This is a genomic window from Tateyamaria sp. LSS28 (assembly GCF_059611725.1).
This window is the reverse complement of sequence record NZ_JCAPFI010000005.1, coordinates 41,982-62,929: the sequence shown is the minus strand read 5'-3', so window position 1 is coordinate 62,929 and position 20,948 is coordinate 41,982. Positions and strand designations below refer to the sequence as shown.

Annotated in this window: 22 protein-coding genes; 16 read left to right on the top strand and 6 right to left on the bottom strand. The window is 59.4% G+C overall.

The window, feature by feature from the left end; genetic code table 11:
- The first annotated feature begins 262 nt into the window (after window positions 1-262).
- Complete coding sequence (locus tag AC53L6_RS15935) at window positions 263-1,411, top strand: tyrosine-type recombinase/integrase (RefSeq protein WP_496908580.1); 1,149 nt, start codon at window positions 263-265, stop codon at window positions 1,409-1,411.
- A 59-nt stretch (window positions 1,412-1,470) separates the two neighbouring features.
- Here the strand turns inward: AC53L6_RS15935 and AC53L6_RS15930 are convergent, their stop codons facing one another.
- Window positions 1,471-1,617 (bottom strand): conjugal transfer protein TraD, encoded by a 147-nt coding sequence (locus tag AC53L6_RS15930; protein ID WP_496908579.1) that lies wholly within the window; start codon window positions 1,615-1,617, stop codon window positions 1,471-1,473.
- Between the two features lie 50 nt (window positions 1,618-1,667).
- Between AC53L6_RS15930 and AC53L6_RS15925 the strand changes: the two genes are divergently transcribed.
- The 3 genes from AC53L6_RS15925 (at window position 1,668) to AC53L6_RS15915 (ending at window position 4,146) form a co-directional block, all read left to right on the top strand.
- Entirely contained in the window at window positions 1,668-2,834 is a 1,167-nt protein-coding gene (locus AC53L6_RS15925) for an AAA family ATPase (RefSeq protein ID WP_496908578.1), read from the top strand.
- A 172-nt stretch (window positions 2,835-3,006) separates the two neighbouring features.
- Window positions 3,007-3,819 carry a hypothetical protein gene (locus AC53L6_RS15920; RefSeq protein ID WP_496908577.1) on the top strand — a complete coding sequence of 271 codons (813 nt, stop codon included), beginning with the start codon at window positions 3,007-3,009 and terminating at the stop codon, window positions 3,817-3,819.
- Window positions 3,820-3,939: 120 nt separating this feature from the next.
- Window positions 3,940-4,146 (top strand): helix-turn-helix transcriptional regulator, encoded by a 207-nt coding sequence (locus AC53L6_RS15915; protein ID WP_299748068.1) that lies wholly within the window; start codon window positions 3,940-3,942, stop codon window positions 4,144-4,146.
- Window positions 4,147-4,655: 509 nt separating this feature from the next.
- Here AC53L6_RS15915 and AC53L6_RS15910 read toward each other — a convergent pair.
- From AC53L6_RS15910 to AC53L6_RS15895, 4 genes are all read right to left on the bottom strand, one after another.
- Window positions 4,656-5,012 carry an SDR family NAD(P)-dependent oxidoreductase gene (locus tag AC53L6_RS15910; RefSeq protein WP_496908813.1) on the bottom strand — a complete coding sequence of 119 codons (357 nt, stop codon included), beginning with the start codon at window positions 5,010-5,012 and terminating at the stop codon, window positions 4,656-4,658.
- 347 nt (window positions 5,013-5,359) lie between these two features.
- Window positions 5,360-5,623 (bottom strand): hypothetical protein, encoded by a 264-nt coding sequence (locus AC53L6_RS15905; protein WP_496908576.1) that lies wholly within the window; start codon window positions 5,621-5,623, stop codon window positions 5,360-5,362.
- 64 nt (window positions 5,624-5,687) lie between these two features.
- Window positions 5,688-6,584 carry an NmrA family NAD(P)-binding protein gene (locus AC53L6_RS15900; protein ID WP_496908575.1) on the bottom strand — a complete coding sequence of 299 codons (897 nt, stop codon included), beginning with the start codon at window positions 6,582-6,584 and terminating at the stop codon, window positions 5,688-5,690.
- Between the two features lie 44 nt (window positions 6,585-6,628).
- Complete coding sequence (locus AC53L6_RS15895) at window positions 6,629-7,633, bottom strand: NmrA/HSCARG family protein (RefSeq protein ID WP_496908574.1); 1,005 nt, start codon at window positions 7,631-7,633, stop codon at window positions 6,629-6,631.
- Between the two features lie 118 nt (window positions 7,634-7,751).
- On the opposite strand from AC53L6_RS15895, the gene AC53L6_RS15890 reads away from it, so the two are divergent.
- Both AC53L6_RS15890 and AC53L6_RS15885 read left to right on the top strand, forming a co-directional pair.
- Window positions 7,752-8,669: a LysR family transcriptional regulator gene (locus AC53L6_RS15890; RefSeq protein WP_496908573.1), complete on the top strand. Its 918-nt coding sequence runs from the start codon at window positions 7,752-7,754 to the stop codon at window positions 8,667-8,669.
- 300 nt (window positions 8,670-8,969) lie between these two features.
- Entirely contained in the window at window positions 8,970-9,434 is a 465-nt protein-coding gene (locus AC53L6_RS15885; RefSeq protein ID WP_496908572.1) for a hypothetical protein, read from the top strand.
- A gap of 35 nt (window positions 9,435-9,469) precedes the next feature.
- Here the strand turns inward: AC53L6_RS15885 and AC53L6_RS15880 are convergent, their stop codons facing one another.
- Window positions 9,470-10,084: a TetR/AcrR family transcriptional regulator gene (locus tag AC53L6_RS15880; protein WP_496908571.1), complete on the bottom strand. Its 615-nt coding sequence runs from the start codon at window positions 10,082-10,084 to the stop codon at window positions 9,470-9,472.
- Between the two features lie 68 nt (window positions 10,085-10,152).
- On the opposite strand from AC53L6_RS15880, the gene AC53L6_RS15875 reads away from it, so the two are divergent.
- The 10 genes from AC53L6_RS15875 to AC53L6_RS15830 all read left to right on the top strand — a co-directional run bounded on the left by AC53L6_RS15875 (window position 10,153) and on the right by AC53L6_RS15830 (window position 20,861).
- Window positions 10,153-11,379 (top strand): hypothetical protein, encoded by a 1,227-nt coding sequence (locus tag AC53L6_RS15875; protein WP_496908570.1) that lies wholly within the window; start codon window positions 10,153-10,155, stop codon window positions 11,377-11,379.
- Between the two features lie 17 nt (window positions 11,380-11,396).
- Window positions 11,397-12,551, top strand: a complete 1,155-nt coding sequence (gene devC / locus AC53L6_RS15870; RefSeq protein WP_496908569.1) for an ABC transporter permease DevC — start codon at window positions 11,397-11,399, stop codon at window positions 12,549-12,551.
- Window positions 12,551-13,282 carry an ATP-binding cassette domain-containing protein gene (locus AC53L6_RS15865; RefSeq protein ID WP_496908568.1) on the top strand — a complete coding sequence of 244 codons (732 nt, stop codon included), beginning with the start codon at window positions 12,551-12,553 and terminating at the stop codon, window positions 13,280-13,282. Before devC ends, AC53L6_RS15865 begins: the two co-directional genes overlap by 1 nt.
- 4 nt (window positions 13,283-13,286) lie before the next feature.
- Complete coding sequence (locus AC53L6_RS15860; protein ID WP_496908567.1) at window positions 13,287-14,429, top strand: patatin-like phospholipase family protein; 1,143 nt, start codon at window positions 13,287-13,289, stop codon at window positions 14,427-14,429.
- A 95-nt stretch (window positions 14,430-14,524) separates the two neighbouring features.
- Complete coding sequence (locus AC53L6_RS15855; RefSeq protein WP_496908566.1) at window positions 14,525-15,244, top strand: response regulator; 720 nt, start codon at window positions 14,525-14,527, stop codon at window positions 15,242-15,244.
- Window positions 15,241-16,593, top strand: coding sequence for a sensor histidine kinase (locus AC53L6_RS15850; RefSeq protein WP_496908565.1), 1,353 nt, complete (start codon window positions 15,241-15,243; stop codon window positions 16,591-16,593). Before AC53L6_RS15855 ends, AC53L6_RS15850 begins: the two co-directional genes overlap by 4 nt.
- A 156-nt stretch (window positions 16,594-16,749) precedes the next feature.
- On the top strand, window positions 16,750-17,085 hold the full coding sequence (locus AC53L6_RS15845; RefSeq protein ID WP_496908564.1) for a hypothetical protein: 336 nt from the start codon (window positions 16,750-16,752) through the stop codon (window positions 17,083-17,085).
- Between the two features lie 20 nt (window positions 17,086-17,105).
- On the top strand, window positions 17,106-17,891 hold the full coding sequence (locus AC53L6_RS15840) for a sterol desaturase family protein (RefSeq protein ID WP_496908563.1): 786 nt from the start codon (window positions 17,106-17,108) through the stop codon (window positions 17,889-17,891).
- Between the two features lie 559 nt (window positions 17,892-18,450).
- A complete protein-coding gene (locus AC53L6_RS15835) occupies window positions 18,451-19,017 on the top strand; it encodes a hypothetical protein (RefSeq protein WP_496908562.1) in 567 nt (188 codons plus the stop codon).
- A 299-nt stretch (window positions 19,018-19,316) separates the two neighbouring features.
- Window positions 19,317-20,861, top strand: a complete 1,545-nt coding sequence (locus tag AC53L6_RS15830; protein ID WP_496908561.1) for a trimethylamine methyltransferase family protein — start codon at window positions 19,317-19,319, stop codon at window positions 20,859-20,861.
- Window positions 20,862-20,948: the final 87 nt, after the last annotated feature.

Below are 20,948 nucleotides of genomic sequence, written 5' to 3'. Positions count from 1 at the left end.
TACCACGTGGAAACCGTATCCTAGCCCAGCTTATGAGGGCGCAATTCCGGCTGGGCGGGCTTGACGTCTAAATCGCCAAAAGTAACTGTAAACTAGGTGAAATGGTGCCCCCACACGGCATGGCGATCTAGTCTCAGATGACCCCATATACTACTTTACACTCTTGGAATGAATAGGTTTTCCTGGCACAGCGCTCTCAGGAGTTCTTGCGCTATCCCAGTAAATCCCGTAACCTGTGGGGGATAATTTGGGGGATACAATCTTGGGGAACCTAACAGCCCTCTTCATCAAATCCGCGCCACCCGGCAAACATGAGGATGGCGATGGCCTGCGACTGATCAAGCGCAAGGATGGCGGCGGTCAATGGGTCTTCCGCTACACCCTGTACGGGCGGCGTCGGGAGATGGGCCTAGGTGGACTGAAGGCACTCCCCCTGAAGGATGCTCGGGAACTGGCTTCCGAGTATCGGACTTTGGTCGCCAAAGGCAAAGACCCCATCGAACATCGACGCCGACAACGCCAGGACGCCATGCGTAATCGGTATCTTCTAAAGGATGTCGCGTTGGACGCCTTCGAGAGCCGCAAAGCCGATCTCAAGGGGGACGGGACTGCGGGACGATGGTATAGCCCGTTGGAACATCACTTGCTGCCCAAACTTGGACGCATGCCCGTCACCGAGATCACCCAAAGCGATGTCCGGGACGCCTTGGCACCGATCTGGCATGCCAAGGCTGCAACTGCCACGAAGGCCACCAATCGCCTCAAGATCGTTCTGGATCACGCAGCCGCTCTGGGCCTCGATGTCGATTTGCAGGCGGTTGCCAAGGCGAAGCAACTCCTCGGTCGGCAGCGGCACGAGGTCACGTCGATCCCGAGTATGCCGTGGGAGGATGTCCCGGCGTTCTACGCCTCCATTGATGAGCCAACGATCACGCATCTCGCGCTGCGACTGCTAATCCTTACAGGGCTTCGCTCACGGCCCGTGCGGTTTGCGCGGCTGGACGAGATCGACGGCAATATCTGGATCGTACCCGCAGAGAACATGAAGGCACGTCTCGGCGCTGCGGAAGAGTTCCGCGTTCCTCTCAGCGAAGAGGCACAACGTGTTATCGAGATTGCCCGTCCCTACGAACGCGATGGGTATCTATTTCCGTCTGTCCGCAAGGGGGTCATCAGCGATGCGACGATGGCGCGGCTGATGGAGCGGAGAGGGTTGGAAGCACGTCCGCACGGCTTCCGGTCCAGCCTGCGGACTTGGCTTGCCGAAGAGACGGACGCCCCGCATGAGGTGGCCGAGATGGTCTTGGCGCACGTATCCGACAGCAAGGTGGTCCGGACCTATCGCAAGACCGACTTCCTGGATCAGCGGCGGCCGCTGATAGAGAGGTGGGCTCAGCTGTGCATGGAGTGACGCCTCCAGAAAACTGTGTCGGGCCGCAGGCCTTTTGAGGATTACTGGCCCGTAGGTAATCATTCTTGCCGATCCGCCTCGAACGCGCTCTTCCCCTTCTCGGTCCAGACCTCCCGTGCATGTGCTCCCTGTTCGCTCTCGAGCTTCTGTGCCGTCCAGAGCAGCGCGCCGTAGATCAGCGCGCGATCATCGCCGGTGATCTCCACGATCCTGGCTTTGACGACGAGACAGCGATGGGATCGATCAGTTCAATGCGGTGAACAACGCAATCCGACGCGCGCCCGATCTGGTTGGGCTGGGCCAAGATGGGTGCGGCGAGGACCGTTTCACCACCCGCGCGATGATCGAGGCCGAACAGCGTCTACATCGCGCCGCCGAAGTCTTGGCCAAGAAGCAACGTCATGACGTGCGGGATGCGGATCGCAAAGCAGCCTTGGCGCGTGCGGAAGCGCGCGGTCTGGTTCTATCGCGCGAGCAGGCTGACGCTCTGACGCAGATTACCGATGGGCGCGATCTCGGCGTTGTCGTCGGCCATGCCGGGACAGGGAAGAGCGCGATGCTGGGCGTGGCGCGGGAGGCCTGGGAGGCGGCGGGGTATCAGGTCCGGGGCGTTGCCCTGTCCGGCATCGCGGCGGACGGTCTCCAGAGCGGATCGGGCATCGCGTCGCGCACCATCGCCAGCCTCGAACATGGTTGGGCGAACGACCGCGATCACCTCACCGCGCGCGATGTGCTGGTGATCGATGAGGCCGGCATGGTCGGCACGCGGCAGCTGGAAGGCCTGCTGTCACATGCGGCAGATGCTGGAGCCAAAGTAGTCCTAGTAGGCGATCCGCAACAGCTGCAATCCATCGAGGCGGGCGCAGCCTTCCGGTCGCTTCATGAACGTCACGGTGGCGCCCGGATTGAAGAGGTGCATCGCCAGCGCGCGGACTGGCAACGGGAAGCTACTGGTGATCTGGCGACTGGCCTGTCCGGGGCGGCGATCGAAGCTTATGACAGCCATGGCATGGTGCATGCAGCGGCGACGCGGGAGCAAGCGCGCGCCGACCTGATCGATCACTGGGACCGCGACCGTCAGGCCGCACCAGATCAGAGCCGGATCATCCTGACCCACACCAACGTTGAGGTGTACGCCTTGAATGATTTGGCGCGGGAGCGGAAACGCGCGGCGGGCGATCTGAGCGAGGACGTCTCCTTGACGGTCGAGCGCGGTGACCGTTGCTTTGCCAGCGGCGATCGGGTGATGTTCCTGCAGAACGACCGCGGCCTTGGCGTAAAGAACGGCACGCTCGGGACCATCCATGAGGCCAGCACACAGTCCCTGTCCGTTCATACCGATGATGGGCGCTCCATCGCCTTCGACCTCAAGGACTACGACCGCCTCGACCACGGCTATGCCGCGACCATCCACAAGGCCTAGGGCATGACGGTAGACCGAACCCATGTTCTCGCGACACCGGGCCTGGACGCCCATGGCAGCTATGTCGCCCTGTCGCGGCATCGGGACGGACTGAACCTGCACTACGGTCGCGACGACTTCGCCTCGCAGGATCAACTGATCCACACCCCTGTCCCGCGACCGGTCCAAGGATATGGCGCTCGACTGCGCCGAGACCGATCCGGCGCAGGACTTTGCCGAGCGGCGCGGAATTGCATTCCGGGAGCGTGTCATCGAGGTCCTGCGCAAGATCGTGCCGGAGAGACTCCGCGATAGGATTGATGGGTCGCGCCCTGCCAGAAACGGCGCGCTTGGCTCGGATGTCGCGCAGAGGCCGGGAAGGGAAGAGGCGAGGAAGGATATCCGTCCCAGCGCGGATGCGCTGCAAAAAGCCGTGGTGTATGACCCGGAAGCGGCAATGCGAAAAGCCCGCACCGAAGCCCTCAAACGCCATGCCCGCGCGGTGGATGCGATCTTCACGGCTCAGGAGAGGGGGAATTCGGGCACGCCTGACCGGTTGCGCGACCTCGCCGAGTCTCGCGCGTCCTTCGAAGAGGTCCGGCCTGACGGCTGGCGCGATGCCGAAGCTGCCTATGCCAAGGACCCGTCCCTTGCCCGCGAGGCAGGATCGGGCCAAGCCAACCGCGCTATCCGGGCGCTTCAACTTGAGACGCAGTTGCGCACCTCTCCAGAGCGCCGGGCCGCGCAGTTCGTAGAGCGCTGGCAGCACCTTGATCGGACCAGCCTGTCGCACTACCGGTCGGGCACGATGTCCGACTACCGCGCGACACGAGCGGAGATGGGCGAGATGGCGAAAAGCCTGCAGCGCGCTCCGCAACTGGAATCTCTCCTTGCCAACCGCAAGGCCGAACTGGGTATTCGAATGGACTCGGGCCGCCGACTCGGTGCGGAGTTGGCTTATTGTCACGGCATCGACATCACCCGCGGACGCGGACTCGGGCTCTGACACCCGTCCGATCTGCCGCCCATTCCACGCCCTGCTGCGACGATGGGCCGGACGGTCTTGCGCCAACAGCTCGCGGCGTTCTGTCTGGATCAAGAACATCCAGCAGGAGGCAATAAACCCATGTCCGACCCAGATCGTATCATCCGCCTGAACACCGTCCTCGACCGAACCGGCCTGTCCCGGTCCACCATCTATCGCAAGATCGCCGAGGGCACCTTCCCGGCTCAGCTCAGGATCAGCGTGCATGGCGCAGGCTGGCGGGAATCTGACATCAAGCGGTGGATTGAGAACCCAGTAGGCTGGCGATTGGCGCGAGAGGAACGCTGACAGCCGCGAGGGCTTTACAGTGTTGCTGGGTCGCCTCGCGCATCAGCCAGCGATGTCTGGCGAAGGACAGGCTGCAAGACGAGGCGGTTGCTCTTCCTGGTGCCAGCAACTGGCTTGAACGGGCAAATGCCGACATTGCCGTCGACATCCGACGCTACGGTGCGGCCCGTATTTGCTGACTTCCGCTGCTGTCGCAAATCCAGTTGGTTGCTGGACTCACACAATGCGGACGAAGCGGTCATTGGACCGGGCTGGTGGAATGTCCGCTTCATAAAAAACGACGAAGTTGGAGGTACAAATCATACAACCTAATTTCACATCGTCGCACCACCGTTTGCGAGCATATGCTGGCCCGTAATCCAGGCGCGACCATCATGTGCGACGACTTCGGCAGTGTCTTGCGGCGTACCAAGGCGTCAAAGAGGGGAAGCGGCGGCGGCCCCCCTCGCGCAGATCAGGCCAGGCTAAGCTGAACATGCCCGGTAATGCCGGGTCAGGAGAGACAGCATTCACGGTCGTCTGTAGCGGTCGCAGTTCCTCTGCCAGCACCTTTGCCAGGTGCGCACGATGGCCGTGCTACTGGCATAATTCACCATGCCAGTACTGGGGAAATCGACAATGGAGGATGAGATCGCGATCATCCTGCCGTGATCGGCAACTGTCTTTGCTTGCTGCCGCAATGTTTTGAGCGTGACCTTGAAGTTGGTGTCTATAGCCGCGTTCAAATCCTCGTAAGCGATATCCTGGAAGGTGGCAGGCCGCGCTCCAGCGCCCACATTCGCGACGGCAACATCCAATTGGACAAAGCGGTTCAGCACGATCTGGAACAGGGCCTCCCCTTGTTCGGTCTGGCGGAAGTCAGCCAGAGCGGAAGTGGCTGTCCCTTTTCAGTTCCCGATTTCCGCGACACCGTCTTCGGCCCCGGATCTTTTTGTGCTCCAATGGACCGGCACCGCAATGGAATCCGCCGCAAGTTTCTGAACCATGACAAAGCCGAACCTCGGATGAATCCCACGACTGTCGGATCCAACACAAAGACCCACCACCCTGAGACAGCGCAGCATCAACGCCTAGACTGTCAGACCTTTTGCCGGACCTGATGGCGCATTCTCTGCAGCACCTTCTGTCGCGTGTTTATAAAGCACGGTCGCGCCCCCTTGGATGCCGCGCAACATAGCCAAGGCCAGATGCGAATTTTCTACGGCGAGTTCTGTCAGTAGTGGTGCGGGAACAAAAACAACCTCGCATTGTGTTTTCGCCTTAACATGTGCTGGTGCAACCGCATCGAACAGGGCGACATCCACCAGCGCCCCTCAATCAGGAAGGTGAAGCCCGCTCGCGGAGTTTTCGGATCAAGGATGACCTCGTCGGCATCGTATGTCGTGAACTCCGATTCTTCGACGAGCGTGGCAAGCGCCGCTTGGTCGAGCTTGGAGAAGTGGTCGATTCCTCTCAGTTTCTGTTCGTTCGCGTTCATGGGTTGTCCTGTCTTCTAAAAAAGGAAGGAGTGGCCGATCTGTCGCCGACCACTCCCTGCGGCGTTACGCTGCGGCGGAAGTAAGGGCTTTGCTGTCACGGGCGATGTAGTCAGCCCAGGACGCAGGCGGCCTTCCGACGGCGCGTTCAAAGGCAACGGCGTCGAACGTCGCATCTGCATTGGGGATCGCGCCTGCAGAGTTGAGCCGGAACTGGTCGCGGATACAGGCCATGTAGGCGGGGTCCGCCCCAGCCCCGACAGCACCTTCATAGAAGACCTGCGGGTCAAGCGGCGCGACCTCGACCAGGCGCGCAGCATGATCGCTGATCTTACCCGCTACATCCGAGATCGTTGCCGCATCATATCCCAACCGCCAGACCTGACCTGCAAACGCATCTGGGTCCTTGAGGGCAGCGGCTGCAATCGCCGCGACGTCTTTTGCGTCGACCCAGCTCCAACGCGCATCGCCAATCAGATTGGTCAGCGCGCCGCTTTGCAACCACCCGAAGGTCAGCACGTTCTGCATGAAGGCTTCCGGACGAATATGGGTGAAGCGGAAGCCCTGATCTTCGATGTACGCTTCGATCATCCGGTGCCAGCCCCAATGCGCGACCTCGGCCGTGTCGGCACCCGACGCACCGATATGGACGATATGATCGACACCGGCCCGCTTGGCCGCGTCAATGACCCGCTTCGATTGCTTGATAAGGTCGACGGAGTATCCCCCAATCAAGAGGAGTCCGTCGACACCAACGACAGCTTTTTCAACCGTCTGCATGTCATCTAGGTCAAGATGCACGGGCTTTGCGCCAAGCTTTTGCATGGCTTCGGCCTGGTCGTCGCGGCGGACGGCCGCAAGCGTTTCGACATTGGTCGCCTCGGTCAGTGCGCGGACGACGTCCCCGCCAACCTGGCCTGTGGCACCAATAACGAGAAGGCGGCGTTGTTTGAGAGTAGTCATGGTCTTTCCTTTTGTAAGTCTTTGTCAATTTTGGCTTGTTGGTGTTATTCGCCGCTGATCGCGTCCTTCTGGACGTCGCCCGCACCGCCGCGCCAACCGGTCTCGCGCAGCCAGCTTTCGAAGCTGCGCAGACCGGGGTGGATCGCGCGCAAAGCATCATACTCGCGCGGTGCCGAATGGCCTTTCCGGTAGAAGATGAAGTTGTTGAGCACGTCGTGCGCGTTGGGCAGGTCTGACGCGAGAAACGCCTCGTCGCTTGGCGGTGCAAACTCCGCAGGGACACCTGTGACTTTCTCGAAGGTTGCGGCGGCCTCTGAAATCGTTGGCGCGTCCGAACCAATACGCAGCGTCTTGCCGCCCCACTGGTCGGGATCAGCGAACATGATCCGGGCGAACGCGCCGATATCGTCGAGCGCGACCATCGGCCATGGCGCATCTCCTGCCAGTGGCCCGCGGAAGATCAAACCTTCGCGGCCGTCACTGAGGGTGCCTCTCTCCGGCAGGAAGATGCTTTGGAAGTTCTCGATATAGGGTTCGGTCACCAGAATAGCGGTGTGATTGGTGTACCAACCGTCATGATCTTGCCGGAAGAACTCATCTGACCTGCGCCAATCCATCTCGTGCTCGACAGACGCCTTCGCGTCATAGTGCGGAACTGCAACAGCACCGTCAGACCGGTTCGCCGCCGCGTCGAGCGAGGAGTGTATGAACAACGTGACACCGGCACGCTCCGCAGCTTCAAGAACTTTCAGACCATATGCCCGCTCCCTGGCAACAGACTTCTCACCTGCTGTCCAGAAATTGGTGTTTGAGAAGACCCCGTAAGCGTCCTTCATCACCGCATCGAGGCCGGTTCCGTCGTCAAGATCGCCGACGACGAACGCGACCCGGTCACCACCCGCCGCCTTCATGGCCAGCGCGCGCTCACTTTTTGGATCGCGTGTTAGAAGGCGAACGCTCCAGTCTTCGGTCTGGTCATTCAACAGCGCGTTGACGACAGCGCGGCCCATGGCCCCGGTACCGCCGATTAATGCAATAGTTTTGCTCATTGCTTCATTCCTTTTCCAAGCGCTGGGGTGTCCTGCAGGACGACCAGCTTCGAAAGGAAAGGTAGACAACAGCCATCATCTATTGAAACGCATTGTGTGGATGAGTAATATCCATGACATGAATTTAACTCAGTTCGACCTCAACCTTCTCCTCGTCTTCGAAGCCCTGCTGACAGAAGGCCATGTGACGCGCGCCGGTCGGCGTCTCAATCTCAGCCAGTCCGCGACCAGCAGCGCGCTGCGGCGACTGCGCGAGGCGCTGCAGGACGATCTGTTCGTCCGCACGGCCGATGGTATGATCCCGACGCCCCGCGCGCTGGAGCTGGCTGAACCCCTGCGCCGTGCGCTGCGAGATGTGCGTTCTGCATTGGATGGCGGCACTTTCGATCCATCGACTGCGGAACGCACCTTTACCGTCAGCGCGAGCGATTATGACGTCGCGCTTCATGTGCCGCGCCTGGCGCAGCGTCTTTCGAAAGAAGCCCCCGGGATCAACTTGCGGATTCTGCCACACATCAACGTAGACGCCGTGGCGCAGGTCGACACGGCCGAGGTTGATGCGGCGCTCGGCTGGTTTCCCCGCGCGCCCCAGCGGCTCCATACAGAACTGTTGCTTGAAGAGAGCTTCGTCTGTGTCATGCGCCGGGGACATCCCCTGGCTGCGCAGCTTCTCAAACTGGGGGACTTCGCCTCAGCCTCCCATCTGCTAGTCACACTGGTCGGTGACACCACCGGTATCATCGACGACCTCTTGGCGGAACGCGGGCTCGAGCGCCGCGTTGCCATGACGATCCCGCACTTTGCCGCCGCGCCAAGCGTTCTGGCTCATTCAGACCTTATCGCGACATTGCCGAAACGCCTCTCGGATCGCTTTGCGACCCAATACGGTCTGATCGCGCGCGCGCTGCCGTTCGAGAGTCACCGGACACGACATGAGATGCTGTGGCACCCACGGGTGGACAAGCATCCAGCGCATAAGTGGTTGCGGCAAACGATCAAGACTGCAATCGCAGGTGCCGGAGACGGAGCACCATGAGCTATCAGCAGCGCTGATGCCATCTTTATGGAAGCTCAATTGCCGTTTGTTGGGTGGGACGAGCGTCCAACGCCAGAAACTTCAAAGTCCACTCTTTGAGTGCGTGGGCCACTGCTTCGCCACACTATGATCGAAGGCCCCCTTGGTGGGACCCAGCAATGAAACGTGTCGAGCATTTGAGCGACAGGTTCACTACGTCACTCAGTGCCGGCAGGACAGACGTCCGCTGAACTTTCACTGGGTCGCTGCATTGTACGGGTTCGGCCTCGACACAAACGACTGGAAAAAGGAGCTTTCAAAATGGCTTCGATCAAGGCCGCGATCTGCATGTTTTGCGCCAGCATTTTGCTAGGCGGCCCAGCAAGTGCACAGAACGTTACTTCACCCTTGATAGACGGGCGCCCGTGGTCCGTCACATTGCCCGATGGACGTGCCATCGCAATGACGTTCATGCCGAACGGCGTTGTTGTGGCATCGGCCGGGTACGGGTCATCAGCCATGAGATGGGTCAGAAATGGCAATGTTCTGTGCATCTCCGGGGCACCGATCTTCCGCGCCGCCGCGATGCACCCTATCCCCAGACCAGGCCCCAAGATACGACCCGGACCGGGCCCGAAAATCCGCCCAGGCCCCGGTCCCAAAATTGCGCCCAGAGCGCAGCATGCGCCGAGCGTCCAGCAAAGACAGTGCCTGAGCCTGCAGGCCTACGGCACCGGGTATGCTGGATACACCGACCACGGACACATGGTGCTGTTCAACCGTTGAGCAGGCTTTGGCCTCTGTTTGAACGATCACGCAGATCAGCGCACAAACAGGCCCGACGTCAGAAGGTCCACGTGGTTTTTAACAAGGTGCTGCATGTCCAAAGGGGCGATGTCTTCAAAGGTCAGCCTCCAGATCGCTGCCATAACTACGGGGGCCATGATCAGTTTCGGACCGTAATCCAGCGCCTCGGGGCGGACCTCTCCTCGTGCGACACCATGGGCCAGCATCTGGGACATCATGTCCTGTGCGGCCGACAATACCGTGTCGTGGTAAAAGCGCGTAAGCTCTGGAAACTGACGCCCTTCGGCGATCAGGACACGCAGCAACACGATTGTGTCCTTGTCGACAAGTCGCACGTACATCGTGTTGAGCATTTGGGACAACACCTCGGAAAATGGCTGATCGGCCGCGTCGCCTGAGGGCCGTGCGTCGGTCATAACGGCACCGACACGCACGCGAAACGCTTCTTGAATCAGCGCCTCCTTGTCTTCGAAATACAGGTACACCGTGGACCTCGCGATCTGTGCCCGCGCTGCTATCGAACCGATTGTCGTCGCCGAGTATCCCTTGATCCCGAATTCCTGCACGGCTGCATCAATGATGTCGGTCGGGCGCATGTCCTTGCGCCGCCTGCGTTTGGTTTGTGTCATTTTGTGTCTCTTGTTGAAACGCTATTCGTTAATGACATATGTGTCATTAGTATTCTCAAGGACGAGAAATGGCCAACCCTGATCGATCCCAAGCCCCTGATTTACCACTCACGGATAATGGGCTTGAGGCGTCAGCACCAGAACGCGTCACCCGGGCACAGCCACGCAAACCTGTGCTTCGGATGGTGCCTCTGGTGCTGGCGTCAATGTTTGCGGGCGGGGTGATCGGCATGTATTTCCAACCGCCTGCCTTGCGCGCGTTCTTTGAAACCACGGGGCTGACGCCTGGTGCCGGGACGGACACGCCCATTGCCGTTGCCCTTGCCAAGGTCAGCACGCAGGAAGAGGTCGCCGTTGTCAGCGAAGGGGATATTGTCGCGTTGGGCCGCATCCTGCCTGCAGGCGATGTGATCAGGATTGCCACGCCATTCGGCGCCAGCGACGCCCGCATTCATGCGCTGAAAGTGGCAGTCGGGGATACCGTTGCGCAAGGGGATACGTTGGCAATCCTCGACAACAGGCTCGATCTGGAAAGCGGCATTGAAATGGCCGCAGCCACGGTCAAGGTCCGCGAAGCGACCCTTATGCAGTCCCGCGAAACCGTCCGCGCCAGCCGCGAGGAAGCGGCTGCCAATCTGGAGCGTGCCGAGGTAACGGCAAAGCAGGCCGACTCGGAATTGGAACGGGCCACGTCCTTGCTGGATCGCGGCGTCACCACCCGGGCTGACTTCGACGAGGTGGTTGCGCGGGCCACCGAAGCCGCGCGCGACGTGGAACGAAATCGCGCCACGCTGTCGCGGTACAATACGTTGTCCGGTTCGGTGCAGGCCGACATTGCCGTGGCCGAAGCCAATCTTGAGGCCGCGCGGGTCGATCTGCGCCGCGCTGAACGGGAGCTTGAGCGCAGCATTGTCCGCGCGCCGCAAGATGGCACCGTTCTCGACATAAATGTGCAGGTGGGGGAACGCCCGGACACCGACGGCGTCCTGAACCTTGGCGACATCGGGCAGATGACGGTCGAGGCCGAGGTATACCAGACCCTGATCGGGCGCGTGTCTATTGGTGATCCGGTGACAGTGACCGCGGCGGCCTTGGGTGACGTATTGACTGGCACCGTACAGGCGATTGGGTTGGAGATTGGTCGCCAGTCGATCACCTCGGATGATCCTGCGGCCAATACGGATGCGCGGGTGGTTGATGTGATTATAAAGCTTGACCCGGCCTCTTCGGACAAGGCCAAGCGTTACACCAACCTTGAAACCATCGTGCGCATTGATACGGCGCAATCCGAATGAGCAGGCTGTTGCAACGAATGTTTGGACGCCTTCCGATCGGATGGTTACAGCTGTCGCACAGCAAGGCCCGGTTTGCGGCCGCCCTTGCGGGCGTCGCCTTTGCCACGCTTCTGGTGTTCATGCAGTTGGGTATCTTGGGCGCACTCAACAGCTCCACAATCGCGCCCTACAGCTTCTTTGACGCTGACATCATTATTTCTGCCGAAGACGCCAACACCCTCACCGATGGCAGCAATGTCGCACGCAGTCGCCTGTTTCAGGCGTTGGGCGTGGCCGGTGTCGCATCCGGCACGCCGCTCTATATCGGTTCTCTCGACTTCCAATTGGATGGGGGCAGCACGGCCAGCCTAGAAACCTACGCGCTCGACACACAGGGGCAAGCCTTTGTCACCCGCACCATCGCGGCACAGTTCGACCGCCTGATCCCAGAAAACACTGCGTTGATCGACACGGCCATGCGCGGTGTGCCATCAAATGCGTTTGACGGATTACGCGCGGGCCAACCCTTCGCGTTCGAGATCAACGGCAAGACCCTGACAGCCGTGGGGACGTTGACAATGGGCGGCGGGTTCACCGCTGACGGCACCTTGTTCGTCTCCGACCAGACGTTTCTACGGTTCTTCAGCGGGCGCAGCAGTGGCGCGCCCAATCACATCCTGCTCAAAGTGACGGACGGCGCGGCTCCTGACGATGTTGTCACCCGTCTGCGCACGGTTCTGCCTGCCGAGGCGGTCAAAGTGCAAACGCTGGAAGAGGCGGCCGATGCCGATCTGGCTTACCAAACGACAGAACGGCCCACGGGCATCATCTTTGGCTTTGGCGTGCTGATCGGGATCATCGTCGGCATCGTGATCGTCTATCAGGTGTTGTCGACCGACGTGGCGGATCACCTCAGCGAGTATGCGACGTTCAAAGCGATGGGCTATGGGCAACCATTTTTCCTTGGGATCGTATTCGAAGAGGCGCTTGTGCTGGCCGTCTTTGGCTTCATTCCGGGCTTGTTCATTTCCATGCTCCTGTACATGGGGATGAGTGCGGCTACCGGGCTTCCCGTGGAAATGGAGATCACCCGCATCCTGTCCGTCTTTGTCGGCACCCTTGTTGCGTGCTGCCTCTCGGGTGCGATTGCGACCCGGCGGCTGGCGGGCGCTGATCCGGCGGACCTGTTCTGATGACGGACAACGCCCCCATCATCACCTCCGGCCTCGACCATTTCTTCGGCGCGGGCGAGGCGCGCAAACAGGCCATCTGGGACGTGAACCTGGAAATAGCACCCGGCAAGCTGACGGTTTTGATGGGGCCATCCGGATCCGGCAAGACCACCCTCCTGACGCTGATGGGGTGCCTGCGCGACGTCAAGGATGGCAGCGTCAGACTGCTGGGCACCGAACTCAACGGTGCGCCGGAAAAACAACTGGTCGCATTGCGGCGCAAGCTGGGGTTCATCTTTCAGGCGCACAATCTGCATGAAAGCCTGACCGCGACCCAAAACGTCATGATGGGGCTGCAAGTGCACGGGCGCGGTGATCCTGTCAAACAACTCGCCGCAGCCCATCACATCCTTGGGTTGGTTGGCCTCGATGATCGCCGCGACTATCTGCCGGGCAACCTGTCCGGTGGGCAAAAGCAGCGGGTTGCGATTGCACGGGCACTTGTCTCAAATCCCAAGATCGTCTTTGCCGATGAACCGACCGCAGCACTGGACAAGGTGTCGGGTCGCACCGTCGTGGAAATGCTCAAGGCGCTTGGCGTCCAACGCAACACCACTACGGTCATGGTCACACATGACAACCGCATTCTTGAGATGGCGGACCGCATCATAACGCTGGAGGAAGGCCGGGTGGTCAAGGATGTCGTCCAGCCCAGCAAGCCCTTGCAACTTGTCGAATTGACCAAGAGCTAATGCGATGACCAACTATGATCATCCCGTGTCATTGTTGGATCGTCGCACGCTGTTCCTTGGCGCATCCGTGCTTTCAGTAACGGCCTGCGCGGGCCAAGTGCCGAGCCTTGATGAGCTGCCCGACCCAAACGCGCCCGATCCGCTCGTCCGCTTTCGACTCTCAGCCTCGGACGATGCAGACGCATGGATGCGTCACCTCGACCCGTCGCGGATGCGCGGCGGTCCTAACATGCTTGCGCTGTCAGGGGGCGGAGAGGATGGCGCATTTGGCGCAGGTGCCCTGAATGGCTGGACCTCGCATGGCAGCAGGCCCGAGTTTGACTTGGTTACGGGCATTTCGACAGGAGCCCTGATCGCGCCCTTTGCCTTTTCCGGGCCGGAACACGATGCCGCGTTGAAAGAGATTTTTACCCAGCACGGCCCCAATGACATCTTGCGCTTGCGGGGGTTGCGTGGACTGCTGAACGACTCGCTCTATGATGTGAAACCGATGGCAAACCTGATTGCCAAATACACCTCTGCCGACGTGTTGAACGCCGTCGCCGCGCGTCACGCAGACGGGGCACGCCTGTTTGTGGTCACATCCAATCTGGACACGGGGAAAGGCACGGTCTGGAACATGGGCGCACTCGCATCTGATGGGCAGCATGAGTTGTTCCGTGAGGTGATGCGCGCCTCGTCCGCGCTGCCCGGCCTGTTTCCGCCGGTCACGCTTCAATACACAACCGAAGGCCGTACTGTCCGCGAAACCCATATCGACGGCGGCGTGAACATGCAGCTTCTGGCCGTACCGCCCGCTGCGTTTTCAGGTCCCACGCGTCGCGGAGATGGCGGCCACCTCTATGTCGTGATCAACAACACGCTTGATCCATCCCCCCAACCCGTCGCGCGCAACGTCATGTCGATTTCTCAACGCGCACTCACCACGATGATCCGCTCAAGTGCGGCTGAAACAGTGCGATCCGCGCGCCTGTTTTCCAAGCAAAGTGACCTTGATCTTTCGGTGGCGTCCATCGCTCAGGATTCCGGCATCACGTTCGATCCAAGCGCACGGTTCAACCAGCAATACATGCAACAGCTCTTTGCACATGGTTACGACCGGGCGGCACGCGGTGCTTTGTGGGGCAATCTGCCCAAAACGATCTAACCGACACCCATGCGGGCCACAAATCGTCACAGAGCCGACGGTGAAACACGCAGCAAAACGTGGTCCAGTTCAAGAAAACACTGAAATGACAGGCCATGGCACAAGATCAAAAACATATCCTGATTGTAGAGGACGATGCCGAGATTGCAGACATGGTCGGCAAAGCCCTTGGTCATGCCGGATATCATGTGTCTGCTGTCATGACCTCGGACGAGGTGCACATCACCTTTGCGCATGACCCGCCCGATCTGGTGCTGCTCGACATCATGCTGCCCGGGGACGACGGTATTGATATCATACGCCAAATCCGCCTCAACCGCACCACGCCCGTGATCATGCTGACGGCCCTGAGCGAAACCGGGGACAAGGTCAACGCCCTGCGCCTTGGCGCGGATGATTACGTATCAAAGCCGTTCAATTCTCAGGAACTTCTGGCCCGGATCGAAGCGGTGTTGCGCCGGGCTGCGGCGTCACCAAAACTAGCGCGCGACGTATATCTGGAGTTTGACGGCTGGCGGCTCGACACCCGGTCGCGCGACTTTCGGGCACCGGATGGATCACTGGTCTTGCTGACCAGCGCCGAGTTCGATCTGCTGCGCGTCCTGTGCGAGCACGCCGGTCAAATCCTGAGCCGTGACAAATTGGTCCTAATGACCCAGCAGCGTCAGGTCGAACCCTATGATCGCAGCGTCGATACGCTGATCAGCCGCATTCGACAGAAGACCGAAACCGACCCCACGCACCCGACCATCATCAAGACAGTGCGCAATGGCGGGTATGTCTTTGCCCCCAAAGTGCAGGAGATCATGCCGTGATCGAACGACTGCGCCATTGGATTGGAACGCTTGGGATCAGAGCGCAGATCGGAGCGCTGTTGGTTGGCACGCAACTTCTTGCCCATACCGTGACCTTTGGTTTCATGCTGTTTCTGTCCAGCGAACTTGGTCGTAAGTCCGAAGTCATTCTGGATCTGTCCGATCCGATGCTGAGCGTATTGCGTGTATTGGGCGACGACCCCGACAAGCTGGATGTGTTGGTCGATCAAGATCGCCGTTTCACCCTTGTTGACCAGGCCCCGCTTGAAGCCACCGTGCCGGATGTTGACGCCGTCGTGTCCGAGGCGATGGGGGCGGGGTCCATTGCAAGTGTCATGGCCTTCGCCCTACCGGACAATGCAGAGTGGCCGCCCGCTCCGCGGGTTCAGCCCTTCGGACTGGCCAGCAGGGCCCCGGATGGGCGGTGGCTGATCTTCACGCCTCGGCCCAACGTTATCACCCGCACGCTTCCCCGTGTTGCCTCCATTCTGGCGCTCAGCCTCCTCGCATTGCCCTTAATGCTCCTGTCGGTATGGGCTGGGGCATGGTTGGTTGCCCCCATTGCCCGCCTTTCGGCGGCTACGAACGCCTTTGCTCGCGACATTCAAGCGCCTGACATGGCGGTGGAAGGCGCACTGGAAGTGCGGCGGGCCATCGTCGCCTTCAATCGCATGCAGAACAAGCTACGCAGGCTAATTGACGACCGCGCCAACACGCTCGCCTCCATTGGGCATGACATGCGCACACCGCTGACCCGCCTGCGTCTGCGCCTTGAAACAGCCAACTTAGGCGCAGCGAAAGCGCCGGTGGATCGGGACTTATCGGTGCTGGAAAATATGATCGACGATGCCTTGCGATTCATGCGCGACGATCAACAACAGGTTGACCTGCAAAACATTGATCTGACAGCGCTTTGCCAGACGGCAGTCGATGCTATGCGGGATCAGGGTCACGACGTCATTATGTCCAGCGGGGCTCGCGTTGTCGCAGTTGGTGATCTGAAACTGACGATACGGGCGCTAGACAACATTCTGAACAATGCAGTGACGCATGCAGAAGCTGCCGAGGTTGCGGTGGAAAGTAATCCAACGTCTTCCACTGCGCAGATCGTTATCACGGACACTGGCCCTGGCATCCCTGACCACCTTATCTCATTCGTACAGCAACCCTTTAACCGGCTGCCGACCGTGGCAGCAGGGGACACGGGCGACAAAACTGGCTTTGGACTTGGCCTTGCCATCGCAAGTGATCTGATGGCGCGCCAATCCGGCGCATTGGAGCTCGCGGCAAACACACCACGTGGGCTCAGGGCAACCCTGACCCTCAAAACGCGACGCGATGGCGCATGACCGATGAACCACCCCCAAGACCCCGAATGGGCAGACCCGAGGTGTGGATCATCGTCGCGCTTCTGATCATCGCTGCCCTATCGGGCACCTACGCAGCACGTGTCTTGGTGTTTTGATGCGAGCTGTTCCTTCCACTGCAACCGAAAGGACCCAGAGATGAAACGCACGACACTTTTCATACTTCCCTTGACGCTCGCGGTACTGTCACTGGTCACATTGGCCCACGCCGATGTCGCCAGGCTGGCAGATGGCCAGCCCTGGAACGCTGATAATGGCGAAGGCCGGTCCATGACCATGACCCTTGCACCGGATGGGACCGGCCGAATGAAAATGGGGATCATGTCGCGCAAGGTTGCGTGGCGCGATGCCGATGGCGCGCTGTGCCTGAACGGATTGCCGGGCGGTGGTGAACGCTGCATGGCCTTGCAACCCGTCCAAGGTGGATATCGGGCCGAGGCAAGCGACGGAACCGTTCTGATCCTGACGCGCTGACCGAAGCAAAAGACAGGCCAATGCAGCCAGTTATCGACGCGCTTTTGGATGTAGCCGCGCGCATCCCAAACAGCTTTTTGTTGGCTATGACCATCAATGTGCCGTTGGTTGCATCGGCATATTACGTGTTCTGGCATCTGCTCGCGGATCGGTTGAGAAACTGGCGCATCCAGATCGTGCGCCGCGCCAACGCGACTCAGTTTCGGCGTGAGCTGAAGAACAGCTTTTACGTCCTGTGCGTGAACGCAATATTTGCGGCGGTGCTGACCTATCTCGGCACCATGGGACACACGCGGATTTACCTTGGCATCTCAGAGCATCACTGGTTGATCGCCTTGCTCACTTTTCCGGTGTTGCTGATCATGGATGACGCGTGGTTCTACTGGATGCACCGCGCCCTGCATCACCCGGCGATCTATCACCGCATCCATCATGAGCATCACAAAAGCCTGGACGTGAACCCGCTGACATCGCTGTCCTTTCACTGGGCGGAGCCTGTCTTGCTGACCCTTTGGATCGTGCCGGTTTCACTGATCTTCCCGCTTTACGCTCCGGCTCTGATGCTCCTGCAAGTCTATGGGTCCCTGGACAATCTGAAGTCCCACCTGGGATACGAACTCTATCCACGACGCTTGAACACAAGCCCCCTGCGGTTTCTGACTTCAAGCACCTATCACAATCTGCACCACACAAAATTCAAAGGGAACTACGGGGTCCACTTTCGGCTCTGGGACCGCATGATGAAAACCGAGTTGGATGATTACGAAGCGCGCTATGACGAAATTCAAAGAGCCAAACGAAGTTGAAAACGATTGTTCGGCGTTAGCTCTTTGGATAGCCAAGAGCAGATCGAAGATACCTCACTGTGCATCATACTATGGTTCAGCATTGCCCCAATGGGGGCATCTATGATCGTGCTGTAGCTGTTTGGTGGTTCCTTCATCGCAACAATGGTCCTGCTGGCAATTTGGGCGCCGACCGGCTGGAAACTCGAGACTATTGTTCAGACCCGTATACTGGAAGCCGTAGGCCTCAATGGTTCAACGGCATTGGCCTTGAATGTCTCAGCCTTCAACGTTGGCATCGCCTTCGGGGCGGCGAGGAACGCGGTGGTCGTTTTGGTTCTTACGAACCCAAGAACAGCCATTGGTCAGTAGCGCAGCATTCGGCACTTTGGGCTCTTTGCGGACCTTAGCCCATCTAATGTCTATGGTCGGCAGAGCGGACTAGGCTGCCTTTTGGTAGTCTTCGACCAATGGCAGCTCGCAGTTGTTGAGCTCATCCTGCAAAGTCGGCTTTGTTGGCGTGGTGCAACAACTGTATACATGTCATAATTGCGGTCCAGTTCCGGTATACAATGCCTGCATGAAAGAACCAATCACGATCCAACCATCTCGGTTTCGCGTTGCTAGCCATGAAATCATTTTCTGTTGCATCGCCCTCGTTTGGCCTCTGATTTATGTGGTCGACATCCACTGGGCAGGTCACATTAATCCCTTTTCCAAGCTGATGTTTGCCGTTTTTGGCGTGGCTGGCTTAGGATGGGCGATTTTTAGCTCCCGCAGGATCTGGCGGATTTTCCAGTCTAAACGTGCATGGCGGGCAACCATCGGCAACGGCAGGCTGCGGTGGGAATCGGGTATACCCTCCATGGGACTTCCGCTAGATATCGCATTGGCCGATATCGCGACCGCCATACAGGTCAAGACGTTCAAAACAGCCATCGACAGCGACGGTGAATACACAGAACTCGATGAATTCTACGAACTGCGTTTGACCGATGGGCGCGGGTTGTCATTTGATCGTGAAACCGTTGGAATTTATCCTGATCGTGTGTTCAAGGCATTGGAAAAACACGGTGTGACCTATGAACGCTGGCTGCAAAACACCACCAAACACAGTACCAATCATGCGCGCGTACGGGTCGATTAGCACTCCAAGCACGGAAACCAAGGTTTGATGGTTCAGTCATCGACGAACGCAAAGGCTGACATTCGTTACATCCGCAGCAATTGTCGAATGGGCTCAAACCGCACATCCGACACCAACGAAATACCCTGCATTCCTATCTCTAAAACCAACGTCATCAGGCGTTGAGACAACCGCTCCTGCGCCAACGAACTCCCCTCAGAACCCAGAACGTCGCTCTCAGGCCAGTCGGTTCGCATGCGGGTCGACGCAGACCGCCATGACACGGTTCACTCTCCCCAAGACCCAGAGGGAGGCAAGCCATGTCACAGATCCGCACCCGATCCGGTGGTCGCGCCAGCCGGCGCGCGCTGCGCTCAGCACCCAATGTCACCATGCTCCCCGGGCTCAGGAACACCCTGCCCTGGTGCGAGATCATGGATGGGTCACAGGTGGAACGGATCGATGCCGCTTCCATGGATATCCTCGAAAACGTAGGCGTCGTGTTCCGTGATGACATCGCGCTGGCCGACTGGAAAGCTGCCGGGGCCAAAGTGGTGGGCGAAACCGTCTATCTTGACCGTGGCCTTGTCCGCGACCTGATCTCGACGATCCCGTCGGACTTCACCTATCACGCCCGCGACCCTCAAAAGAACGTGCGTCTTGGCGGGCGGCACAGCATCTTTGTGCCCATGACCGGCGCGCCGTTCCTGCGCGATCTTGAGGACGTGCGGCGCAATCCAACTCTCGACGATCTGGCGATGTTTCACAAGCTCAGCCACATGATGCCCAGCCTGCATTCATCCGCCCACCATATCGTCGAACCCTACGATCACCCGATCAGCCACCGGCATCTGCGCATCACCTATTCGTCCATGAAACACTCGGACAAGACGTTCATGGGCATGACCACCAGCCCCAAAAACGCCGAGGATGTGATGGAGATGTGCGCGATCCTCTTTGGCGAGGACTTCATGGAGGATCACCCGGTCACGACGGGCAATTGCAACGGCAACTCACCCCTTGTCTGGGACGAAACCATGCTGGGGGCCATGCGGGCATTTTCCAAGCGCAATCAACCGGTTCTGTGTTCGCCCTTCGTGCTGGGCGGGGCCAATACCCCGGCCTCGGTCGCCGCATCGGTTGCGCAATTGAATGCAGAGGCACTTTCGGCCCTCGCCTACACTCAGGTGATCCGGCGCAGTGCGCCCGCGATCTATGGCCACTACCTGTCCACCGTGTCGATGAAGTCAGGCGCGCCGATGGCCGGCACGCCCGAGATTTCCATGATGAACTTCATGATCGGCCAGATGGCCCGGTACTATGGCGTGCCGTGGCGCACCTCGAACACGCTGGGTGGGGCCAAAACATTCGACGCACAGGCAGGCTACGAAAGCGCCACGACCCTCTCCGCCGTGATGCATGCCGGGGCCAACTATATTTGGCATTCCGCAGGCTGGAACGAGGCGGGCATGCATTGCTCGGTCGCCAAATTCATCGTGGACGCCGAACAATGCGCCATGGCCTACCGCATGGCCGAAGGTCTGAAATGGGATGATTTCGAAACCGCCGTTGCCGCGGTGCCCGACGTGGGCCCGGGGGGGCATTATCTGGGCCACCCGCACACGCAAGAGAACTTTCAGACGGCGTTTTTCATGCCGGAATTGTTCGACAACAACTCGATCGAGCAGTGGCAGGCCGAAGGATCAAAAGAGATCACGGAACGCGCCCTGGCACACGCCGTCAACCTTTTGGCAACCTATGAGGAGCCAAGATTGGATGAGGCCGTAGATGAAGCGCTGCACGACTACATCGCAAGACGGGAGCATGAGATACCGGCCGCAGACGCTTTGAACCAGGACTACTGATATGCGAAGGAATTGTGAGTAAAATGCTGGTTTGTCTCTTTTTAGATATTTTGACCGCAAAATCTGTGCGTGAGAGCCCCATAAAGT